The organism is Paraglaciecola sp. G1-13 (assembly GCF_055809255.1).
On record NZ_CM147903.1, the window covers coordinates 2,272,395 to 2,293,806 of the forward strand.

The 21,412-nt window shown below is 44.7% G+C and carries 18 protein-coding genes; 13 read left to right on the forward strand and 5 right to left on the reverse strand.

The window, feature by feature from the left end; genetic code table 11:
• Position 1: 1 nt before the first annotated feature.
• Entirely contained in the window at positions 2-973 is a 972-nt protein-coding gene (locus tag AC0L6N_RS09460; RefSeq protein ID WP_473480830.1) for a universal stress protein, read from the forward strand.
• Positions 974-1,245: 272 nt separating this feature from the next.
• Positions 1,246-3,960 carry a cation-transporting P-type ATPase gene (locus tag AC0L6N_RS09465; protein WP_473480832.1) on the forward strand — a complete coding sequence of 905 codons (2,715 nt, stop codon included), beginning with the start codon at positions 1,246-1,248 and terminating at the stop codon, positions 3,958-3,960.
• 151 nt (positions 3,961-4,111) lie between these two features.
• Here the strand turns inward: AC0L6N_RS09465 and AC0L6N_RS09470 are convergent, their stop codons facing one another.
• Positions 4,112-4,921 carry a ferredoxin--NADP reductase gene (locus AC0L6N_RS09470; RefSeq protein WP_473480834.1) on the reverse strand — a complete coding sequence of 270 codons (810 nt, stop codon included), beginning with the start codon at positions 4,919-4,921 and terminating at the stop codon, positions 4,112-4,114.
• Between the two features lie 514 nt (positions 4,922-5,435).
• Between AC0L6N_RS09470 and AC0L6N_RS09475 the strand changes: the two genes are divergently transcribed.
• Both AC0L6N_RS09475 and AC0L6N_RS09480 read left to right on the forward strand, forming a co-directional pair.
• Positions 5,436-8,738, forward strand: coding sequence for a phosphorylase b kinase regulatory subunit alpha/beta (locus AC0L6N_RS09475; RefSeq protein ID WP_473480836.1), 3,303 nt, complete (start codon positions 5,436-5,438; stop codon positions 8,736-8,738).
• Positions 8,739-9,079: 341 nt separating this feature from the next.
• The gene (locus tag AC0L6N_RS09480; RefSeq protein ID WP_011575087.1) at positions 9,080-9,694 is read left to right on the forward strand and encodes a LysE family translocator; all 615 of its coding nucleotides are present in this window, start codon (positions 9,080-9,082) and stop codon (positions 9,692-9,694) included.
• 94 nt (positions 9,695-9,788) lie between these two features.
• Here the strand turns inward: AC0L6N_RS09480 and AC0L6N_RS09485 are convergent, their stop codons facing one another.
• Both AC0L6N_RS09485 and AC0L6N_RS09490 read right to left on the reverse strand, forming a co-directional pair.
• The gene (locus AC0L6N_RS09485; RefSeq protein WP_011575088.1) at positions 9,789-10,436 is read right to left on the reverse strand and encodes a response regulator; all 648 of its coding nucleotides are present in this window, start codon (positions 10,434-10,436) and stop codon (positions 9,789-9,791) included.
• Positions 10,433-11,827, reverse strand: coding sequence for a cache domain-containing protein (locus tag AC0L6N_RS09490; protein WP_473480837.1), 1,395 nt, complete (start codon positions 11,825-11,827; stop codon positions 10,433-10,435). Before AC0L6N_RS09490 ends, AC0L6N_RS09485 begins: the two co-directional genes overlap by 4 nt.
• Positions 11,828-12,070: 243 nt before the next feature.
• Here AC0L6N_RS09490 and AC0L6N_RS09495 point away from each other — a divergent pair, with 243 nt between their 5' ends.
• The 5 genes from AC0L6N_RS09495 to AC0L6N_RS09515 all read left to right on the forward strand — a co-directional run bounded on the left by AC0L6N_RS09495 (position 12,071) and on the right by AC0L6N_RS09515 (position 16,641).
• A complete protein-coding gene (locus tag AC0L6N_RS09495; RefSeq protein ID WP_473480839.1) occupies positions 12,071-13,144 on the forward strand; it encodes a TRAP transporter substrate-binding protein in 1,074 nt (357 codons plus the stop codon).
• Positions 13,145-13,284: 140 nt separating this feature from the next.
• On the forward strand, positions 13,285-13,815 hold the full coding sequence (locus AC0L6N_RS09500) for a TRAP transporter small permease subunit (RefSeq protein WP_473480841.1): 531 nt from the start codon (positions 13,285-13,287) through the stop codon (positions 13,813-13,815).
• Positions 13,815-15,095: a TRAP transporter large permease gene (locus tag AC0L6N_RS09505; RefSeq protein ID WP_011575092.1), complete on the forward strand. Its 1,281-nt coding sequence runs from the start codon at positions 13,815-13,817 to the stop codon at positions 15,093-15,095. The genes AC0L6N_RS09500 and AC0L6N_RS09505 overlap by 1 nt, the downstream gene beginning before the upstream one ends.
• Before the next feature lie 18 nt (positions 15,096-15,113).
• Entirely contained in the window at positions 15,114-16,145 is a 1,032-nt protein-coding gene (locus tag AC0L6N_RS09510; protein WP_011575093.1) for a porin, read from the forward strand.
• A 103-nt stretch (positions 16,146-16,248) separates the two neighbouring features.
• Positions 16,249-16,641 (forward strand): hypothetical protein, encoded by a 393-nt coding sequence (locus AC0L6N_RS09515; RefSeq protein WP_473480843.1) that lies wholly within the window; start codon positions 16,249-16,251, stop codon positions 16,639-16,641.
• A gap of 65 nt (positions 16,642-16,706) precedes the next feature.
• Here AC0L6N_RS09515 and sodC read toward each other — a convergent pair whose 3' ends face one another.
• Positions 16,707-17,249 carry a superoxide dismutase [Cu-Zn] SodC gene (gene sodC, locus AC0L6N_RS09520; RefSeq protein WP_473480845.1) on the reverse strand — a complete coding sequence of 181 codons (543 nt, stop codon included), beginning with the start codon at positions 17,247-17,249 and terminating at the stop codon, positions 16,707-16,709.
• Positions 17,250-17,650: 401 nt separating this feature from the next.
• Between sodC and AC0L6N_RS09525 the strand changes: the two genes are divergently transcribed.
• Positions 17,651-18,046: a hypothetical protein gene (locus tag AC0L6N_RS09525; RefSeq protein ID WP_473480846.1), complete on the forward strand. Its 396-nt coding sequence runs from the start codon at positions 17,651-17,653 to the stop codon at positions 18,044-18,046.
• Between the two features lie 155 nt (positions 18,047-18,201).
• The gene (locus AC0L6N_RS09530; RefSeq protein WP_473480848.1) at positions 18,202-18,447 is read left to right on the forward strand and encodes a hypothetical protein; all 246 of its coding nucleotides are present in this window, start codon (positions 18,202-18,204) and stop codon (positions 18,445-18,447) included.
• Positions 18,448-18,670: 223 nt separating this feature from the next.
• Here the strand turns inward: AC0L6N_RS09530 and AC0L6N_RS09535 are convergent, their stop codons facing one another.
• Complete coding sequence (locus AC0L6N_RS09535) at positions 18,671-19,114, reverse strand: Spy/CpxP family protein refolding chaperone (protein WP_473480850.1); 444 nt, start codon at positions 19,112-19,114, stop codon at positions 18,671-18,673.
• A 167-nt stretch (positions 19,115-19,281) separates the two neighbouring features.
• Between AC0L6N_RS09535 and AC0L6N_RS09540 the strand changes: the two genes are divergently transcribed.
• A complete protein-coding gene (locus tag AC0L6N_RS09540; RefSeq protein ID WP_473480852.1) occupies positions 19,282-20,016 on the forward strand; it encodes a response regulator transcription factor in 735 nt (244 codons plus the stop codon).
• Between the two features lie 2 nt (positions 20,017-20,018).
• Complete coding sequence (locus tag AC0L6N_RS09545; protein ID WP_473480854.1) at positions 20,019-21,371, forward strand: sensor histidine kinase; 1,353 nt, start codon at positions 20,019-20,021, stop codon at positions 21,369-21,371.
• The last annotated feature ends 41 nt before the right edge of the window (positions 21,372-21,412 follow it).

Sequence of the window (21,412 nt, forward strand, 5' to 3'; positions counted from 1 at the left end):
TATGGAAAGGTTTAACAAATTCTTATATGTATTAAATAACGACTGTCTAAAACCCCCACCTTCATTATTACGCACTATTGCGCTAGCAAAAAATAATCAGGTCGACCTGACGGTGCTCCTTGTACTCCCTACCCTTTCAATTCCGAATTCGTTTAACACAGAAGGACTGAACCCGATAGAAATTGAACAAGTTATCTTCACTGAACAAGAGCAAAAGTTAAAGCAGTTGGTAACCTGTCTCGATGCAGACGTAAACATAAACGTGCAGCTAAAAGTTGGCAAAAGATACCTTGAAATTGTGCGTCTAGTGCTAGCTGACAAATATGACATGCTCATAAAAGAAGTGGACAAAGCAAACTGGCTCGACCATTTTATCGGTAGTGACGACATGCAGTTATTACGCAATTGTCCTTGCCCTATCTGGCTCATTAAGAAAGACGAAAAGCCCCGTTATAAAAATATTTTAGCTGCCGTCGATTTTGATTCTGAAGATGTCAATACATGCAACGATGAACTGAATCATATGATTATGAGTCTTTGCAGCTCTATCGCCGTGGCTGAGTTTTCGAGAATACATGTGGCTACTGTTTACAATGCAACTCATGCAGGCTTTGTCAGCTTATGGGCCGATAACCCGGAGAAAATCGAAGAAGAAATGCTAGAGTCAGAGTTTCGTAACAGTCGCTATAAAATGGATTTACTGTTTGACAACGTAAAGCAAGAAATCGGAGTAGACTCTTTTAATTTTTTGTCATTGATCCCTCATATCGTTAAAGGGACCGCGGGTGAAGAGCTCCCAAAAATAGCCAAAAAGATAGATGCAGACTTAGTCGTTATGGGAACGGTTGCCCGCACCGGAATTGCTGGATTGGTAATTGGCAACACCGCAGAGACCATTTTCAATCAGCTAAACAGTTCGGTATTGGCAATCAAGCCTCAAGGATTTGTTTCTCCTATAAAGTCAACGACGTAATGCATGTGAATCGTGTGTTTCCCAGCATTCTTAGTGAATAAATAATTGGCTGATTATAAACCGCTGACAAAAAGATAGAATTAATTTGGTTACCAAAGCGGTCGACAACAGGCTGCTAGCTGTTGCCTTTCAGGCAAAGAAACCTAATCAAATATCGCCAATAGCGAAAAAAAATTGCCCCATATCAAATTAGATTTGCATGCTCTTGATACCATAAATTCACACACTCTTATTTCCAATACAGCTGAATTACCTAAATAAACGAGGCCACCATGCAAAAAACTGACACGGATATTGCACAATCTACATGGCACAGTACCTCGGCTGAGCAAACGCTTAAAAGTGTAGAAAGCTCGACTAACGGATTAACACAAGCTGATGCTGAAGCTCGTTTGTTAACTCATGGTGCTAACCGTTTGCCACAAGCTGTCCGCAGCAACCCGTTCGTACGTTTTTTAATGCACTTTCATAATATTTTGATTTACGTGTTAATCGGTTCTGCAGTGATCACCGCTGTGCTTGGGCATTGGATTGATATGAGCGTTATTTTAGCGGTGGTTATTGCGAATGCTGTGATTGGCTTTATTCAAGAAGGCAAAGCAGAACAAGCGATGAACGCCATAAGGCAGATGCTAGCGCCTCGTGCCAACGTGATCCGTGACGCAGAGCGCACCAACGTTGATGGAGTAGATTTAGTTCCTGGTGACATAGTGTTACTTGAAGCTGGCGATAAAGTGCCTGCCGACCTCAGAATGCTCTCCGCTTATGGTTTAACAATTCAAGAAGCGATTTTGACTGGTGAATCAATGCCAGTCGAAAAGCAAAATAAGGTCGTTGAAATCGGTGCGTCACTCGGTGATCGCACTTGCATGGCTTATTCAGGAACACTAGTCAGTACGGGTCAAGGCAAGGGTGTAGTGGTCGGTACAGGAAAAGACACAGAAATAGGTCGTATTAGCGGCTTGTTGTCGAAAGTAGAAACGTTAACCACGCCTCTAGTTGAACAAATGGCAGTATTTGCCAAGTGGTTGACTATTATGATCCTTGCCGTTGCCTCCGTGTTACTGGTGTTTGGGTATTTTGTAGAACACCATGACTTTACTGAAATGTTTTTAGCAGTAGTGGGGCTATCGGTAGCAGCAATTCCAGAAGGTTTACCGGCGGTTCTAACCATAACGTTAGCCATTGGTGTTAAAGCCATGGCTCAACGAAATGCTATTGTGCGTCATTTACCCGCGATTGAAACTTTGGGTTCAGTATCCGTTATTTGTTCAGACAAAACAGGCACATTAACTCGCAACGAAATGATGGTGGCTTCAGTACTCACGCAGCAACACTTACTCACCTTAGGAGGCAATGGCTATGAACCTAAAGGTAAGTTGACCCTAGAAACTAAAGCCGTGGCTATTACTGATTTTATACCTAATGAATTGGCGCAAGCTGCCGCGCTATGTAATGACGCCGCTCTGCGAGAGCAAGACGGAAACTGGCTAGTCGAAGGAGATCCTATGGAGGGCGCGTTACTCACTTTTAGCGTAAAAATGGCCCTCAACCTAAAAGAAATTAACGCCACCTGGACCCGAACAGACGCCATACCGTTTGATGCTAAACATCGATTTATGGCTACGCTGAATCACAATCATGAGCAACAAGCCTGCATATTTGTAAAAGGTGCCCCAGAACAAATTTTGGCCATGTGTACACATCAAAAAGGCTTAAACGACAAATCAGAGCCAATAGATATAGCCTACTGGAACAACCAAGCTGAGACTATCGCTGGACTTGGCCAACGTGTATTAGCGTTTGCCATCAAAACAGTGACACCATCACACACCGTTTTAGAGCATGCTGATGTCACAGGCGCGTTAACACTGATTGGTATGTTAGGCATGATAGACCCTCCCCGTACAGAAGCGATTAGCGCAGTTGCACAATGTTTCGAAGCCGGTATTCGCGTTAAGATGATAACTGGTGACCATAGCAAAACTGCAGCAGCTATCGGTAAGCAAATTGGCTTACAAATTACCGATAAAGTACTAACTGGCGTGGAGCTTGATGGTATGGACGAGAGCGCGATACGGAATGCTGTTCTTGGATGCGATATGTTTGCCCGCACCAGCCCAGAGCACAAACTACGATTAGTAATGGCGCTGCAATCTCATGGTATGACAGTAGCGATGACCGGAGATGGCGTGAATGACGCTCCCGCGTTAAAACGAGCCGATGCGGGGATTGCGATGGGACAAAAAGGCAGTGAAGCTGCTAAAGAAGCTGCAGAGTTAGTGCTGGCCGACGACAACTTTGCATCTATCGTATCTGCAGTGCGCGAAGGACGAACCGTCTACGACAACCTCAAAAAAGTCATCAGTTGGACACTACCCACTAATGCGGGTGAAGCCATGACTATCATTGTCGCATTGTTAATGGGCATGACGTTGCCCATTACCCCTATTCAAATCCTCTGGGTCAACTTAATTACGGCAATAACACTTGGCATAGCGTTAGCATTCGAACCGAGCGAAGAAAGCACGATGCGCCGCCCTCCTCGAGGGCGTAACGAACCTCTGTTGTCTAGAGAAATGATCTGGTATGTAATCTTAGTTTCTGTTTTATTCCTATGCGGTGTGTTTGGTATTCATATGTACGCCGTTGATCGCGGCTATTCTCTAGAACTAGCTCGAAGCATGGCTTTGAATACCTTAGTTGTAATGGAAATTTTTCAATTGTTTTTCATTCGCAATATCTACTCTACATCATTAACTTGGCAGGCTGTATGCGGTACTAAGGTAGTCTGGTTAGTTGTATCGATTATTACTGTGGCGCAATTTGCCATAACTTATTTTCCCCCCTTGCAAATCGTATTTGCAACAGAAGCGATCCCTTTATTCGATGGTTTACTGATCATAGGTGTAGGTATCGCCCTGTTCGTTATTCTTGAAATAGAAAAACAGATGAGGCTTTCGATACAGCGAATTAAAGCTACCTGAGGCCTAATGAATATAAAACAGGCAGTGCTATATCTGTTCGTATCTTGTTTGAGCCACGGTTCGTTAGCAACAAGGCACCACACAAGTAAATTCACGAGCTGAATAGCTTCTTAAGCATTGCCATTGTTGCTGCACCAAAACCTCATTCGACTTACTTTTCGATGAATGCTTGCTCAATAACATAATGCCCTTGGGAGCGTGAATTCGCTTTACTGAATCCCTTGGCGTCTAAGATAGCGGCTAAATCTTTTAACATGGCATCGTTGCCGCACAACATAAACCGATCATTTTCAGGGTCGATGTTGGGTAGGCTTAAGTCATCGGTCAATTTGTTTGTCAGTAACAAATCGGTTATCCGTCCTTGATGAGGACACATTCCATCAGCCGTTTTCAAACTGTTGTATTGGTAGTCTTCTCGTGTCACTGTTGGGTAATACAGTAGTTTTTCTTTCACTATATCCCCAAAGAATGGATTGTTCGGTAGCGATACCTCTATCTCTTGCTGGTACGCCAACTCAGATGCCCAGCGCACACCATGAACCAATATCACTTTATCGTATTGATCGTAGATATTGGGGTCTTGAATGATACTCATAAATGGTGCTAAGCCCGTGCCAGTGCTTAGTAAGTATAGATTTTTACCCGGCTGAAGATAACCCGCTACTAACGTACCTGTTGCGCGAGTCGTCAACATGACTTCATCGCCCTCTTTGATTTTTTGTAACTCTGACGTCAGCGCACCATCTGGTACTTTAATACTGAAAAATTCCAACTCGTCGGCGTAATTAGCACTGGCAATACTGTAAGCCCTCATTAAAGGTTTACCCGCAAGCTCCAACCCGATCATGACGAACTGACCGCTCTCAAAGGTGAAAGATTTCTGTCTGGTGGTTTTAAAACTAAATAGCGTGTCATTCCAATGATGAACAAAAGTCACACATTCTTTAATCACATTGCGCATTCTTAAATTTCCTCCTCAAATAACTTCCAGCAGTATCCCACAACCACGTCAATAGTAATAATTCTTATTTGCATTTATTTGTAACGACAAATGTAAACAGCACTGCAAACAGTAAGCACTTTGCACCATAATCGCGCCCTAGCACTTGCTTGATGGGGATCACTTGTTAAATAAGACACTAAAAACTTAAACGTTTAAGTTCTTGGTGTTATAGGCTATCGTTAATAAAATGACAGAGTAAAAAGCGGTTAAGTCTTAGACGTGTTATGCATCGCGCACCGTGGCGCAAACATTGCTGGAGTTTTGGTTATCTACAATTGCACATAATAGCAATGCAAGGTCAGCCTTAACCTATTGTTCACTGTTAGCAAACCAAGTTAGATGATATAAGCATTCACAACTTGTTATTACTCATTTTCTGCGTGGGTATCTTACTTGGGTATTACAGGCAAGGTACGCTGCGCAATTTAGGAAGCCTATTGAATCGCTTCCTACGAATTTATTAGGATTTTGTATGCACAACTTAGAATTGAACACCCAATTAGATGCTTATTATCAGCAAATAAAGTCAGTTATTTTAGACAAACAACATCCTGTCAGTGGCCTATTACCAGCGAGTACCGCCATCACGGTCCACGGGAATTACCAAGATGCGTGGGTGAGAGACAATGTTTACAGTATTTTAGCCGTTTGGGGTTTAGCCCTCGCCTACCGCAAAGTCGATAGCGACGATGGCAGAGGCTATGAATTGCAGCAACGTACCGTGAAGTTGATGCGTGGCTTGCTACGCTCCATGATGGCCCAATCCGAAAAAATAGAAGTCTTCAAGAAAACCCGCAATCCTATTGATGCTTTGCATGCCAAATACGACACCATCACAGGTGATAGCGTGGTAGGTGATGCAGAATGGGGGCACTTACAAATTGATGCGACCTCAGTGTTTCTGCTAACACTGACGCAAATGATTGCATCTGGACTCGATGTTATCTGGTCAGACGAAGAAGTGTGCTTTATTCAAAATTTGGTGTATTACATCGAGCGTGCCTATCGCACACCAGACTTCGGTATTTGGGAGCGTGGCGCTAAAAGTAATAGTGGTAGCGTAGAATTAAACGCCAGTTCGCTTGGCATGGCAAAGGCAGCGCTTGAAGCGCTCTCCGGTTTTAATCTTTATGGCGCGAAAGGCTCGTTGAGCTCAGTAATTCACGTTATTCCAGACAACATCGCTCAGTCGAACATTACCTTGAGCGCTATGCTCCCCAGAGAATCTAATACCAAAGAAATTGATGCTGCATTGCTCAGTGTCATTGGTTTCCCGGCGTTTGCCGTACCCGATAAAACCCTGTCAGATCGCGTCAGAACTGAAATCGTTACTAAACTTGAAGGCCGCTACGGCTTGAAAAGATTTTTACGTGATGGCCATCAAACCGTGCTTGAAGATGAAGGGCGTCTGCATTACGAAGATAAAGAGTTAAAGCAGTTTGAAAACATTGAATCTGAGTGGCCGTTGTTCTACGCCTATCTTTATTTAGATGCTATTTTCACCGACAATAAACCACAAATTAAGCATTATCGAGACAGATTAGATAATGTACTGGTTGAACAAAACGGCTTTCAATTGCTGCCTGAATTATACTTTGTGCCCGCTGAATCAATTGATGCAGAGCGCGCAAAGCCACAATCACAAAATCGATTACCGAATGAAAATGTGCCATTAGTTTGGGCCCAAAGTTTATTTTTACTCGGTACCATGCTCGAAGATGGTTTGCTTAGGCCGGGTGACTTAGACCCCTTGGGGCGCCGTCACGGGAAACCGAAAATGCAGCCTGTTGTTCAGCTGATTTTTTTAGCAGAAGATGAGCTATTACAACAAGAGTTAGCCGCGCACGGTGTTGCTACAGAAACCTTAAGCGATATTGCACCGGTAAAGGTTTATCGGCCGGAGGATATTGCTGCGGTACATGGCCAAGTCGGCAGATGTGACAGTTTAGGGTTAACGGGTCGTATCCCTAGAATGCTAAAAAGCTTAACCACCAGCCGCGTTTATATGTTCAACAAGCAGCGCGCCGTGTGTTTAACCCCCTCTTTCATGCAACACGAGTACTTTTTAAGTTACGACATTGATTTTCTTGTGCGCCGCTTTAAGAGTGAGTTGAGCTATTTGCACTCAAATTGGACCGAAGTTGGGCGCCCGACCGTCACGGTATTATTAACGCATAACTTGTTGGATGGTGATCGCAGTTCGTTTTTTGAATTAATGGCGCAGATTGCCACGGGCGAAGTAGATGATATACCGGTTAAGCATGGCGCTATGGCGCAGCTCACCCCTACATCTGCAGTGGAACGAGTGGAGCAATTAAATGATTTAGTGCTGCCATCAGAGCCCCTACGAGATTTGTTCAGCCATTCTTGCGCCCTGTCGCTATCAGGCAATCATTTGGCGCTCACATCAGACCAAGAGCGAGAGATTGACTCACTCACTGATGCAAATGAGTTACATGCTCGTCTTGAACACTCTAATAATTTGTATCAACAAATTGCTCTTCTTGCCGCTATGAGCAAGATTTTATCGCTTGATAGCACCATTACCTATCACGGCCAACACCACACTGTTAGGTCGTTAATCGAAGAAATTTACTTGCAAGCAGGTCGGTTGCGTCTGTGGTCTGTGCTGCGTCACGCTTCAGGCTTGTTGGGCAAACTAGATGGTGACTTGGGCTTAGCCGTGAGCGCGTTACTTGTCGCCCAGAAGTTTATTCAAGTGGGCCGTGCTTACAGTGATGAGTCACTTATTTCTAAACCCTTACAAGACGACGAGCTGCTAGCCAAAATCAATCAATTTTGCCGAGAAGATGTGCGCGACCAAGTATTAACGCAAGAAGTGTTATTGTCCCTTGGCATGTTGGTGAAGTCTCGCCCTAAACTATTCAGCGAATTGTTAACGGTGCGCGTAAGTTACCTGATTGTACTGCTCACGAGTCAGATATCTAGGGAACATAACAAAACCCCTGATGAGGCGTATGAGCACATCATGAACTTGGCGCCTTCTGAAATTCAGGATCAGATCGAGGCGGTGCTCGAGGAATACCAAAATCTAGCTGACTTGCCGATTAAACTCGAAGAGCTTCATGCTGAATGTGTCTCGGGTAAATTGGATTGGGATCAAGACTCAGGCTTTGAAGAACTCGCTGAGCCAACTGAGGGCTGGTATGTATGGCGCCAGCATCAAGGCGTAATAGACAGACGCCCCGCGGGTTTCATCCCGCAAGTTTGGAGCATATTTAAGCACACCACTGGGTTAGTTATTGGTAACAAAATGGACAAGCGTAACCGGGTTGCCAGTGATATGGTTCTCAGTGACATGACCCAAGGCGAAGCCGCATTTGCGCTGTTGATAGAGCAGATGTTAAACAACATTCAAGCGCCAGAGTATCGCCAGCTTACGGTGGAAACCATGAGCGCTCTCGGTCGCTTCTTTGAACAAAACCCAAGTTTACAGATTGATGAGGCGCTGATTGTTGATGTAACCATCGGCCATGCTGTGCACCTAGCCTACAGCGAAGTTCACCCCGAACGAATGGATAATTACGCAGAGCATAAAGGCCAAGCCTGGGATAGTTTTTATCATCGCTCTCCCATGGAAACCACCCTATTTATCGTCTCTGCGCTGCGTAAGTTGTTAACGTTACGCTCAGCAAGTGAAGGGTTAGCAAGTGAAGGGTTAGCAAGTGAAGAGTTAGCGAGTGATGAAATAAAGAACATCGAAGCAGCAGATAGCGAACTAACCAGCGATAAAACTGCCAGCGACGCATCGTAGGCTCAAGAGTAACCTCAACAGCCATAATTTCAGACGTTCTCAATTTTTTATTGTAAAGGCACTAGGTTTACATCAAATCTAGTGCCTTTTTCGTCAGTAGGCGAAATCGTTCACAACTGCTGCACGTGATCTTGTCAACAAACCATTTAGGCATGTTACACCGCGTTGGTTCATTACATGAGTTCTGCTGGGTTGTTTAGGGAGGTATGTTCACAATAAAAAGCAAGGCGATAAAACACAAGTTCATATGTTTAGGGGACACTGGCAATAGTATTCCTAGTAAATCAATCTGATATGGGTAAACTGCTCGGGTTTTAATTTGCCAACTTGGATGCGCATTCATGCCAGATTTAGCTCTTCTCGCGGTATTTATTCCCACTTTCTTTTTCGTTTCTATTACACCTGGTATGTGTATGACATTAGCCATGACCTTGGGTATGAGTGTGGGCGTGCGCCGCACAATGTGGATGATGATAGGTGAAGTCGTTGGTGTTGCCCTTGTCGCTATTGCCGCCGTCATCGGTGTGGCCAGCGTGATGCTCAACTACCCAAGTGTTTTTAACGTGTTCAAATGGGTGGGCGGCGCATATTTAGCTTACTTGGGGCTCAAGATGTGTTTTGCTCATAATAAGGTCACCACAGATCATAACCCTACTTTTACCTCTCGCGGGAAGCTAGCGTCACAAGGGTTTATTACCGCCATTGCTAATCCCAAAGGTTGGGCGTTTATGGTGACCCTTTTACCGCCCTTTATTAGCGTAACCCAATCCCTTACTGGGCAACTTGTCGTGCTGGTGAGCTTGATCATGCTCAGTGAGTTTTTGTGCATGCTTATTTACGCCACCGGCGGCAAAAGCCTGCGCTTATTTTTAAATCGCGGCAATAACATCCGCTGGATGAACGCCATCGCTGGTAGCTTGCTAATTGGCGTTGGCGCCTGGTTAGCCTTTATTTAGGTTGGCCTCTAATTAGATAAGCCATTATTAGCGCTTCATCAAACGTGCGATGCGCAGCGCATTGCGAAGCCCAAGTATCAATGAAGCCCAGGTATCACTTTTCTACTAGCCCATGGTCCACCGCGTAACAGATAAGCTCAGCCAGGGACTCAATATTTAATTTGCTTTTCATATTGCGCCTATGCGCCTCAACGGTTCTAAAACTGATATTAAGAATGCGCGCGATTTCTTTACTCGATTTACCTTGGGCAACATGGGTTAAAATGAGTTGCTCCCGGGTAGTGAGCTTTTGACTGGTGTCTTTGATTGGCTTATCAATCAGCATTTTTGCAATTGAACTGCTAAAGTGAGTTTGTCCCTTAGCGACGGCCTTAATTGCGTAATACACCTCTTCCGATGTCGTGTCTTTTAAAATATAACCAGATGCACCCGCTTGAATCGAACTTGTCACAAACTCTGGGCTGTCGTGCATGCTAAATATCAGCACTTTGGTGTCATCGAGACTGTCAGTGATAATTTCAGTGGCATCGATGCCGTTCATAGAGGGCATACTGATGTCCATTAAGATCACATCAGGTTTTAAATCGAGCGCCTTTTCCAGTGCATCTTTGCCATCATGGGTCATGCCGACAATTTCAATGTCATCATAAAACGACAAACAGGCGCTAAGTCCCCCTTGTACCATAGGGTGATCATCTACCAGCAATAGTCGTATCGGTTGCTCACTGTGTGTTTCGGTCATACTGATGGGCCTTGTGTAGCTGTGTGAGTATTAGCGTAGCTAGCTTTTGGAATTCGCGCAGTAACCTGTGTTCCGTCGTTTGACGAGCGTACGTTAAATTCCCCTAAATGATATTCTACGCGCTCGGCCAAATTTCGTAATCCTATCCCATAGTCATCAGGTTTATCTGTGTTGTGGGCATCAAAACCGCATCCATTGTCGCTGATCGTCAACGTTAGCCACTTGTCTTTGATAGTCATCTCGATATTTACTTCGCTGGCGTGTGCGTGCTTTTGCACGTTAATTAAGGATTCTTGCACCACACGATATAAAGTCGTACTGATCCCATTTTGCACTAACTTTCGTACTGCTGGCTTAGTCACATTCACTGCGATCCCTGTTTGTTCACTAAATTCGGTAGCTAGTGCGTCCATTGCGGCAGACAAACCCAACTCGTCTAATATTCTGGGGTGCAAATGATGGGATATTCGGCGTATTTCACTGATAGCATCTTGCAGATTACTTTGGGCGTGCTCCAACGGTTGAGGTTTATCGACCTTGGCTCTTTTCAGCCATAAACCAGTCGCTTCTAATGAGTACTTAATAGAAACCAACACTTGCACAATACCATCGTGTAATTCTCGCGATATGTGCCGACGCTCTTCCTCCTGCATGTTGATGATCTTAAGTCCCAATTCACTGATTTTTTGATCGGTCTTTTTCTTTTGACTCAAATTTAGAATCAGTCCCAGCAGAAATATAAGAAATATGGACGACATGGCCACGAGCAATATGATCTGCTTAGTTTTATTAATGTGCTGGTCAATTTCTCGCTGCAGTTTATTCAGTTGACTGTTTACATCATCTAAGTACACACCCGTACCAATCATCCAATTCCATTTCTCAAGAAACACTGAGTAACCCATTTTTTCAGACATTTCATCCGCAGAAGGTTTTCGCCAAGGGTAACGGTGGAATCCCCCACCTGCCTTGGCGTTAGCCAGCAGAATTTGTATCGTCTTATCACCGTTTTCCCCTTCAAGCTGCCACCAATTTTTACCGACTCTATAGGGCTCTTTGGGGTGAACCACGCCATTGCCATCACCGTCATAAACGAAAAAGTAGCCGTCATTACCGCTGTAGGTCATATCGTGAATGATCTCGGTAACGCGGGCTTTCGCTTCATCGTCATCTATGGCGCTGTTTTCATAAGCGTCTGACATGGCTGATACAGCAAGTAAGGTGTAGTTTTCCAGCTCTTGATGCTTTTGTTCAATAAGAAAGTTTTCTAGGGTATCAACACTTTGATTGGAGAGGTCTCGGTATTCATCGGTCACTAAGAAGTACGTCAAGATAGACGTTAATACTACCTGTAGCACTGCAATAAACAGCAGTCTTAAGGGTAAAGTCATATTAATTGCGCCTTGAAGCCGAGCAAATTCAGCGTGTTAAATTATTGTGAACGTTAAAGTAAGATTATTTCAGTCTTTCCGCTTGGGCGCCAACCTACTTCTACCTAGGTAAAACTACCTAGTACAAATGGGTGTTCATACGAATAGTTACACACTCACAAACATTTAACATTCCTCTAACAGTTTTTCACTTGGCGTTAGCAAATCGCCGATGTGACCTTTGAACATTTATGAGGAATTCCCATGAAAGCAACACATTTATTACTCACGTTAGCACTGGCTCTAGGCCTCAATGCGCCAACCAGTGCCGCCGATGGCAAAAAGTATCGCTGGCGCCTAGCGGAAACTTGGGGCCCTAACTTCCCCATATTCGGTGATGCTAGCAAAAACATGGCAAAAATGGTCAAGGAGATGTCTGACGGGCGTCTAACCATTCGCATCGATTCAGCCAACAAACATAAATCGGCGTTAGGCATTTTCGATTTTGTAAAAAGCGGCCAATACCAAATGGGTCACTCGGCATCTTATTATTGGAAGGGCAAAGACTTTAACACCATGTTTTTTACCACAGTGCCGTTCGGTATGACCGCTCCTGAGCAATATGCCTGGTTCTATTATGGTGGCGGTATGGAGTTGATGAAAGAAACCTATGATCAATACGGTATATTGTCGTTTCCTGGCGGTAACACTGGCGTGCAAATGGGTGGTTGGTTCAGAAAAGAAATTAACACTGTTGAGGATTTGAAAGGACTTAAGATGCGTATTCCTGGTTTCGCCGGTGAAGTACTGGCTAAGCTTGGAGCAAGTCCGACGAACATCCCGTCTGCCGAGCTTTACACAGCATTAGAGCGTAATACCATTGATGCCTTGGAATGGGTTGGCCCGTCTCTTGATTTACGTATGGGCTTTCACAAAATAGCGCCTTACTACTACACCGGCTGGCAAGAGCCTGCAACAGAGTTGCAGTTTATGGTCAATCAAAAAGCCTATGATTCTTTGCCTGCTGATCTACAAAAAATACTCACTGTGGCAATGAAAACCGCTGCTTACGATATGTATTCACAGTCTACCCATGAAAATGGTGTGAACTTAAAAGCCCTGCAAAGCGAATACCCGAATGTGAAAATTCGGACCTTCCCGCAACCAGTGATGGATGCCATTCGTGACGCGAATGACGAGCTATTGGCAGAGTTTGCAGCAAAAGATAAAGAAACAGCCAAAATCTTGCAGTCCATCAAGACTTACCAAGAGCAGGTACGCGCCTGGACTCAGTTCGCCGACCAAGCCTACCTAGAAAGCTTCGAGTCAAACGAGTAACAAAAAGGCGTGAAGACTCAGTTTAATGTGAGTCTTCAAGCCATTTCCTGTCCTTTTACTTACTTTTAATTTTAGGCTGGCTGCCTGTCACGGTTTATTCCTTAGGTGACGGCACATAGGCCCTGTGTCAGAGATTTATTATGAATTCAGTCGTTAAGTTACTAGGCAAATTTATAGATGGCGTTGGCCATGTATGCAGTGTGCTGATGATGTTAATGATTTTGAACGTGTTTTATGACGTCATCATGCGTTACTTCTTCAATGAAGTCAGTATTGGTATGCAAGAACTAGAATGGCACTTGTTCGCTGCCATGTTTATGTTCGGCATTGGTTATACCTTTAAAGCCGACGGCCACGTGCGCGTCGATGTATTTTACGACAACTTTAGCCCTCGAGTGAAAGCCTACATCAACTTATTCGGGGCCTTGCTGTTTGTGCTGCCCGTCACCCTGTTGATCCTTTATTACAGCTGGGACTACACCCTTGAAGCCTACGAAATGGGCGAAGGCAGTGCCGATCCAGGTGGCTTGCCCCATCGCTTTATTATTCGCGGTGTTATCCCCGTTTCATCGGTATTTCTTATTTTGTGCGCTCTGTACGTAATGCTCGAACAAATACAACGCCTCACAGGCATGTACATCCCTTCCACAGATCATAAGGACGCCATCTAATGACAGGTTTAGTTTTATTTGGCATTGCCCTGCTGTGCTTATTCATGGGGTATTCCGTGGCGTTTACCTTCGCTGGGGTATCCGTACTTATTGGTGTGATTGTGCTCGGCGCAGACCTATTCGCTTTTATGCCTTATCGCATCATGAGCATCATGGAAAACACCACCATGATGGCCATTCCTATGTTTGTTTTTATGGGCATAGTGCTGCAAAAAACCGGCCTTGCAGAGCGCCTACTTGAGTCGTCAGCCAAGTTATTCGGCGGTATATCGGGGGGCGTTGCCGTTTCTACTATTATAGTTGGCGCGTTATTAGCAGCCTCTACCGGTGTCGTTGGCGCAAGCGTCGTTGCCATGGGCGTGATTTCCTTGCCCGTCATGCTTAAAAATAATTATCACCAACCGACCGCAGCTGGTGTAATATGCGCCGCCGGCACGCTCGGGCAGATCATTCCACCGTCTATTATCTTGATTATTTTAGGCGATGTAATGGGCGTTCCCGTTGGCGATTTGTTTCGCGCTGCCGTTATTCCAGGCGTATTACTGATAGTGGTTTATACCCTGTACATCCTAATTTTAGGAAAAGTTAAACCTGAGTTTTGCCCGCCGATTGACGTCACAGAAGATAAGCGAACCATCATTGTACAAGCCATTAAAGACATCTTTCCGCCACTACTGCTTATTGTTACCGTGCTGGGTTCGATTTTCACTGGTATTGCGACCCCCACGGAGTCATCAGCTATTGGCGCTGTGGGTGCATTAGTGTTGTCAGCTATGTATGGGCGCTTTTCATTCAAAGGTGTACATGAAATATCAGGCGAAACGGTAAAAGTCACCGCCATGATCTTCGCTGTGCTCGTCGGTGCTACGGCGTTTTCAATGGTGTTTAGCTACTCTGGTAGCGAATATCTTGTGGAGGACTTCTTCTTAGACTTACCAGGAGACAAATGGACCTTCATCATACTGGCCATGCTGACCATTTTACTCCTTGGCTTCTTTATCGATTTTATTGAAATTTCGTTCCTGATTGTTCCCATTCTGACGCCAGTTGCCATGGTGCTGGATATCGATTTAATTTGGTTCGCCATCTTAATTTCAATGAATCTGCAAACCTCATTTTTAACGCCACCCTTTGGCTTTAGTTTGTTCTATTTAAAAGGCGTGGCACCTAAATCTCTTAAAACCACCACCATCTATAAAGGCGTAGTGCCCTTTATTTTGATGCAAGTCTTGGTCTTGCTGCTGGTCGTTTTATTTCCTGAACACCTTATATTGCAATAACACACATAGGACACACACATGAAAAAATCTATGCTCGCGTTAGCCATGCTATCCCCCCTTGTAGCCAGCCAATCTGCACAAGCAGAAGTCACCGCTTATGGCCGAGTGCTATATGACATCGTTAAAGACGACACCTCTGATGACCTTTACTTCGGCCGCCACGAGTTCGCTGAATCTACCATAGGTGTTAAAGGCTCTGTTGAATACAATGAACTGACTTTCGGGGCGCAAGTGGAAATTGGCCTAGATGAAGGGGTATCTAATATCCTGCATGACGGCACCAACTCACGCAATCGTATTCAAGAAATATGGGTACAAGGTAAGTTTGGTAAAGTGAAAATGGGGACAGGCGCGAGTATTACTTGGATCGTTTCTGATGTGGATCAATCAGGCACTTGGTGGTCAGACCCACTAGGCATGAGCCAACGCTTTGGCTCAACTCGCCGCGGCCCGGTCGGTGAAAGCCAAACGCCATTCGTTCAAACGCAGTCTATTTTCAGCGAGCGTATCGTGTACGAATCTCCAACGTTTTTAGACGGTGCTAAATTCTACGCCCAATACGGCGAAGACAGCAGTTACGAAATGGCGATTAAATACGCCGCCAACGGTTGGCGCGTTAATGCATGGTCTACTGATTTCGGCGATGCAGACAACGACGAAGACCCGCAAGCAAACATTGATGGTAATAGTACTGCTGGTTTTCTCGGAGCTGAAAGCGGTTACGGTATTCTCGCCGGCTACCTTCATGATTCAGGCGTTAACTTCAGCGCAACTTATGGCGTAGCTGACCAAGTGGACGGTGGCGACCGCGATTTCTTAAACTGGAAATTGGGTTATACCCAAGGCAAGCACGCGGTTAGTTACAGCATGGGTAATTATGCCTCAGAAGACGCCGCGGGTATTGAGGGACCTGACCATACTAGAACGACCGTCGCTTATCATTTTTCTCCTGTGGGCGGTGTCAGTTTCTGGGTGCAAGCGACCAAAGGTGATACTGACGAAGAAGAAAGCTTCAACGCATTTGCACTTGGTGGCATGGTGCGCTTTTAGTAATATTCGCTGTATCTGCATAGCAAAAAGTCCGGCTTCAGTTACACATTTCGCGTTAATGTTGCCGAACTTTTTGCGTTTCCCATTAGGTAAGGATTTTAATATGTGTACACTTTCCAAGACTGCATCAGGCATGACATTCGCTGGGTTAATGGCTGTCAGTATCGCTCCTCTCGCCCAAGAAGAGCTCGAAGGACCAGGCGTATTCTCTGGAGAAAAGGGCGAATTCTCTTTAAGCAAAATGTTCTCTGGCAAAGAAGCTCCCACACAACACCAAGTGCAAGCCCAAGCAAAAGCAAAAGCAAAAGAGCAGAATAATAACTCAACAGTTACAGGCGCGGATGCTAAGCCAACAGTGTTAGGAGCAACCGCACGAAAAGACGAGTTTGCTCAGTTTAAAGCGTACAAAGTAGCAAAAACTAACAACAGCCCAGCCTACCAAGAATTTTTGCTGTGGCTCGAATATCAAGACTACAAAAACAATAAAAGCGACTGATTAGTCGCTTTTATTTTGAACCAAATGAGCGGTTCATTATTTACATGACGCTGAGACGTTAGTCGCTATTGTGGGATAACCCCGCACGCGACACGTTCGCCGCCGCCACCTAGTGCTTTGGGTGAATCAGAATAATTGTCGCCACCCGCGTGGATCATGATTGCACGGCCTTCTATGTCATCCAATTCTAACTCTGGGGCGAATACTGGTTGGGTAGCGTTACCTTTTTCATCAACAACCAACGTCGGTAAATCCCCTTCGTGGCCTTCTTCTGACCAAGGCATGCTGTGCTTATCGGTATCTTCTGGGTCATAGTGTCCTCCGGCTGCACCGCCTAACACTTTTTCGCCGTCTTTCATCGACGCAGAACAGTCGCCGTTTTGATGAATATGAAAACCATGAACACCCGGTGTTAAACCACTTAAGTTAGGTGTAAACACCACGCCATCATCATCATAATCCTTAACCATCACGTTGCCGATGCTTTCACCGGTTTTCAGGTTATTCATCACTACTTTTTTACCCTCTTCATGATGGGCGGCAATGCTTGTTGCGCTAAGAGCCAAAGAGATCGATCCCACTAGTACTGGTAATAAAAACTTCTTCATAACGTCCTCCAAATTTTGCGATTAAAATTACCGCAGTCACTGAGTCGCCGAGATGCGGTAATCGGTGTTCGACTCAAACAAGGGAGCATAAAATACACCAATGCGACATATACTTGCTTAGACTCCTTCAAGCCGTCTATTGCAAGGGTAATAGCGCTCCCCCGCTACTTAGTCGTCTAGTTGCTAAGCCCGCTTAAGGTCTAAAAAAAGCGTCTATTTACACAGATAGATGAATATTTTACATAGCTTTGACAATGCGTTAGCCGTGTCTCTGCCCAATAGGCGACTACTGCTTTCATATTGCGTCAATATATGCAAAATTTGCCTCGGCTAGCATTAACTTACATATTTAGAAATTTGATATTTCATTGTAAGTATTATCCATATAGGAAGGGGAACACATGAGTCTTGAGCACGGAAATCATCTAATCACAATAGAAGAAAATGTAATTGTAATTGAGCTCGCAGGAAGCTTTAACGAATTCGGTGCCAAAGCACTTACTGACGATATAAGAAAAGCAATTAAGCAGTTTGAAGGCGCCCCATTCTGTATATTGATAAACGACTTTGCCTTGGAAGGGATAACGCCAGAAGGCTACAAAGAAATTGATGAGTACAACGCGTGGCTCAATACTCAAAATATGATTGCCAAAGCGGTCGTGGTCAAAATTGACATATTATCCAAAATGGAGGAATCGCGTATTCCCGCGAAAGCCCAGCAAAATATCAAATCGTTTAAAAATATACATGACGCTTTACTTTGGCTAAAGATGCAAACAAAACGCGCCGCCACATAACAGGTGGCGATTTGCTGATTGTGGCCCTTCACTTATGACGTTTACCTGTCTGCAAGGCAACAAACTCAATAGGATTCCACCGCCTTGATTTTAAACCCAGATAGCCAACATAAATGCGCTATAAGTAATGACTGAGTATTAAACAGAGGTACAGGATGGAACTCCTACATGGACATTATTCAATCGTGCTTGATGAGCACATCGTCACGATTTCCCTCACTGATAATTTCAATCAGGCCGGCGAACAAGCCTTGGTTGTTCCATCCGGTGCCGCTCGAAAAATCAACGACGCACGAATTCTTGTAAAGGCGAATCAGAACGCCCGTAGCTTTAGCAACGAGCCTGATGCACTTATTTGGTTAAAGAGAGGGGCCACCATAAAAGACAAACCAGAAAATTAGTTTCTAATCCCCCTTAACAACATGGAGAGACTTTTGAGTATCAAAAATACTGCCCAAAACTACGGTTTTCTAACATCACTTTTTGAAACATGACCGAACCTTGAAGAAAATGACAAGGGGTCAGTAGTTCTGAGTAGGCTTTCACAAAAAACAGAGCATCTTTTGCAAGATGCTCTGTTGTAATGTTAAATGAAATCATGCGTTATGTACTTGATTTAATTAATTACGCTTTGTCGTCACGTTTCTTATGATGACGTTTGGCACGCTTCTCACTGATCTCATTAAATTTTTCAAGCTGTTCAGCGGTTAATATTTGCTGCACTTTGACCCGCATATCGGCCATTTTCAACACTCTTGCTTTTGCACGTTCCGCACTTAAATCGGCGAGTTGATTAAGCTCTTGCTCATAATTGGCGTCGCTGGGATCAAGCGCCGCTAGTTGCGCTTTAAGCGACGTTTGTGTGCCCTTTGCTGGGCGGTTCGCTTTCATTTCTTCTTTCAACGCTTTAAGTTGATCTTTTTGCTCATCGCTTAAGTCGAGCACGCGTGCCATTTTATGAATGGGTAAGAAGCCTTGGCCTCTGTGACCGTCAGAATGCTTTGCACCAGCAAAAGCCGTTGTTGCAATACATGCACTTAATAAAACGCCAGTAATTAATTTTTTCATCTTAATATTCCTACTTAGTTTGGGTCATTAAAATAAATGACGTGGGTAAAAGGTTTATCTAATCAACGGGGCTCAGTATGCACATTACGTTCGATAAGTAGGGTTAAGCTAGTGTAAAGTTCAGTAAAGTTGATCCTAGATGAATGTAAAGCGGGTAATCTCTGCCTATGAAAAATGAAAAGTACAAAATCCTATTAGTAGACGACGATGAAACTCTTTGTGCCTTGCTGAGCGAGTTTTTGCAAGAAGAAGGCTTTGAGGTCGAAACGCTGCATTCAGGTAATGCCGCCACAGAGCGCTTATTGCAAAGTGATGAATTCGACACGGTAGTGCTCGATATAATGATGCCAGGCATGTCCGGACTTGACGTATTACGTAGCGTGCGCGCTAAACGCCAAGTTCCTATATTAATGCTAACGGGACGTGGCGATGACATTGACAGAATTGTGGGTCTTGAAATGGGCGCCGATGACTATCTAGGTAAACCCTGTAACCCAAGAGAACTCAGTGCACGGATTAAGGCCATCATTCGTCGCACCGAAAACTCCCTTGGCAACGGCGCAGCGGGCAAAACGATTGTGCATACTCTGTTACATGGCATAGAGCTCGATACTGGCACACGTACCGCGGTTGTGAATAACACCACCCTGCCATTAACCAGCGCGGAATTTAATGCGTTAAGTTTATTGATGGAGCGCGCTGGGCAAACCATTACCAAGCAAGACATGACGCAAGAAGTGCTAAACCGCCCACTTGAAGCTTATGATCGCGCCATGGACGTACACATTAGCCGAATTCGACAAAAACTATCCTCACAGGGGATAAACGATGTGATCAAGTCAATTCGCGGCGTCGGTTATCAGATGTTAACCGAGCAACAGCCAACCCAAAGCGACGACTAAGCATGGCAAGATTTAGCACTTTGTTAGCATCTGCGTATCACAAGATAGGCTTCAAACGCTTGTTCTGGCGCGTTTTTATTTGGTTTTGGTTATCCAGCTTGTTGGTGATGTTTGCCACCAGCTTTGTGATCATCAGTAAATACTCTTCAGAAGACTACACCAAACGCTACAGCAATGACGTGCTCACCCAAGCGGAGCGGATCGTATGGCGCTATGAGCAGACGTTAATTCCACATGCAAACCGGTCGATAAAATTAAAAAATTGGATCGATAAAAAAGAGAACCGCCGCGGTCATCTGATGTCGATGCTGATAATGGATGACACTAACCAGCGTATTTATCATTACCGCTTTAACAAAGTAAAACCTGAAAACCGCCTCGAATACTCGGTGTTAGGTCCCTCGGGGCGAAGCTACCTAGTTTTCAGCAAAAAACCGCAAGCGCCTAGAATATACACGCAACTAATGTATCGGTTCCAATCGCTGCAGTTCGTTTTCATTTTTTTTGCATCGGCATTGGTCAGTGCGTTGCTCAGCTGGAGTATAACGCGACCATTAAATTATCTCGGTTCGTTTAGTCGTCACTACGCCAACAAGCAAGAAGTTGCCCCACTGCCGCGTGCATTGCTCACCCGAGGCGATGAGGTGGCTGATTTAGCCCAAGATATCGAATTTATGATCAATAAAACTCATGCCGCAGCCACTGCTCAGCAACAATTACTGCATGATGTATCCCATGAATTGCGTGCTCCACTGGCCCGTTTGCAAGTATCGGCTGCACTTATCGAACAGAAAAGCCCAGACAGTCGTCACGTTAAACAAATACACAATGATTGTTTGCGCATTGATCAACTTATTCAGCAGATCCTCGATTACTCTAAACTTGAACAGGGTAACCCAGCTCAGGAGCCTTGTAATATTAACGCGTTGTGCGAGCAAGTGATTAAAAACATGGCCGTTACCTATCCTAATATTCCAGTCACATTCAAAGCGGATAACAAGGTACAGTTAAATGGCTACCCAGAAGCATTATTGCAAGCATTCGACAACATCATTGGTAATGCCTGTAAATATTCATCTGACGGGCAATCAGTAGACATTAGCGTACACAACAGAGAAAACAGTATCGTCGTCAGCGTACGGGATCATGGTCCTGGCGTGGATGAAAGTGAAATGGCTAAATTACTGCAACCCTTTTATCGCGCTGGCAATAAAATGCACACCAATGGGTTTGGTTTAGGGCTGAGTATCGCACTTAAGGCCATCAACAAACATCAAGGCGAACTTCGTATGTCAACACCCGGCGGTGGCGGATTGCTTGTTGAAATAATACTGCCTCAAGATACACTCGCTTAGCATATTGGGACTATTGCCATATATGATCAGAGCCCTCCCCT

Bases quoted from the DNA above. Each gene is read 5' to 3' on its own strand.
- AC0L6N_RS09540 (WP_473480852.1), top strand. From the start codon at position 19,282: ATGAAAAATGAAAAGTACAAAATCCTATTAGTAGACGACGATGAAACT.
- AC0L6N_RS09485 (WP_011575088.1), bottom strand. From the start codon at position 10,436: ATGACCGAAACACACAGTGAGCAACCGATACGACTATTGCTGGTAGAT.
- AC0L6N_RS09465 (WP_473480832.1), top strand. From the start codon at position 1,246: ATGCAAAAAACTGACACGGATATTGCACAATCTACATGGCACAGTACC.
- AC0L6N_RS09545 (WP_473480854.1), top strand. From the start codon at position 20,019: ATGGCAAGATTTAGCACTTTGTTAGCATCTGCGTATCACAAGATAGGC.
- AC0L6N_RS09480 (WP_011575087.1), top strand. From the start codon at position 9,080: ATGCCAGATTTAGCTCTTCTCGCGGTATTTATTCCCACTTTCTTTTTC.
- AC0L6N_RS09470 (WP_473480834.1), bottom strand. From the start codon at position 4,921: ATGCGCAATGTGATTAAAGAATGTGTGACTTTTGTTCATCATTGGAAT.
- AC0L6N_RS09505 (WP_011575092.1), top strand. From the start codon at position 13,815: ATGACAGGTTTAGTTTTATTTGGCATTGCCCTGCTGTGCTTATTCATG.
- AC0L6N_RS09535 (WP_473480850.1), bottom strand. From the start codon at position 19,114: ATGAAAAAATTAATTACTGGCGTTTTATTAAGTGCATGTATTGCAACA.
- AC0L6N_RS09490 (WP_473480837.1), bottom strand. From the start codon at position 11,827: ATGACTTTACCCTTAAGACTGCTGTTTATTGCAGTGCTACAGGTAGTA.
- sodC (WP_473480845.1), bottom strand. From the start codon at position 17,249: ATGAAGAAGTTTTTATTACCAGTACTAGTGGGATCGATCTCTTTGGCT.
- AC0L6N_RS09515 (WP_473480843.1), top strand. From the start codon at position 16,249: ATGTGTACACTTTCCAAGACTGCATCAGGCATGACATTCGCTGGGTTA.
- AC0L6N_RS09460 (WP_473480830.1), top strand. From the start codon at position 2: ATGGAAAGGTTTAACAAATTCTTATATGTATTAAATAACGACTGTCTA.
- AC0L6N_RS09475 (WP_473480836.1), top strand. From the start codon at position 5,436: ATGCACAACTTAGAATTGAACACCCAATTAGATGCTTATTATCAGCAA.
- AC0L6N_RS09525 (WP_473480846.1), top strand. From the start codon at position 17,651: ATGAGTCTTGAGCACGGAAATCATCTAATCACAATAGAAGAAAATGTA.
- AC0L6N_RS09500 (WP_473480841.1), top strand. From the start codon at position 13,285: ATGAATTCAGTCGTTAAGTTACTAGGCAAATTTATAGATGGCGTTGGC.
- AC0L6N_RS09495 (WP_473480839.1), top strand. From the start codon at position 12,071: ATGAAAGCAACACATTTATTACTCACGTTAGCACTGGCTCTAGGCCTC.
- AC0L6N_RS09510 (WP_011575093.1), top strand. From the start codon at position 15,114: ATGAAAAAATCTATGCTCGCGTTAGCCATGCTATCCCCCCTTGTAGCC.
- AC0L6N_RS09530 (WP_473480848.1), top strand. From the start codon at position 18,202: ATGGAACTCCTACATGGACATTATTCAATCGTGCTTGATGAGCACATC.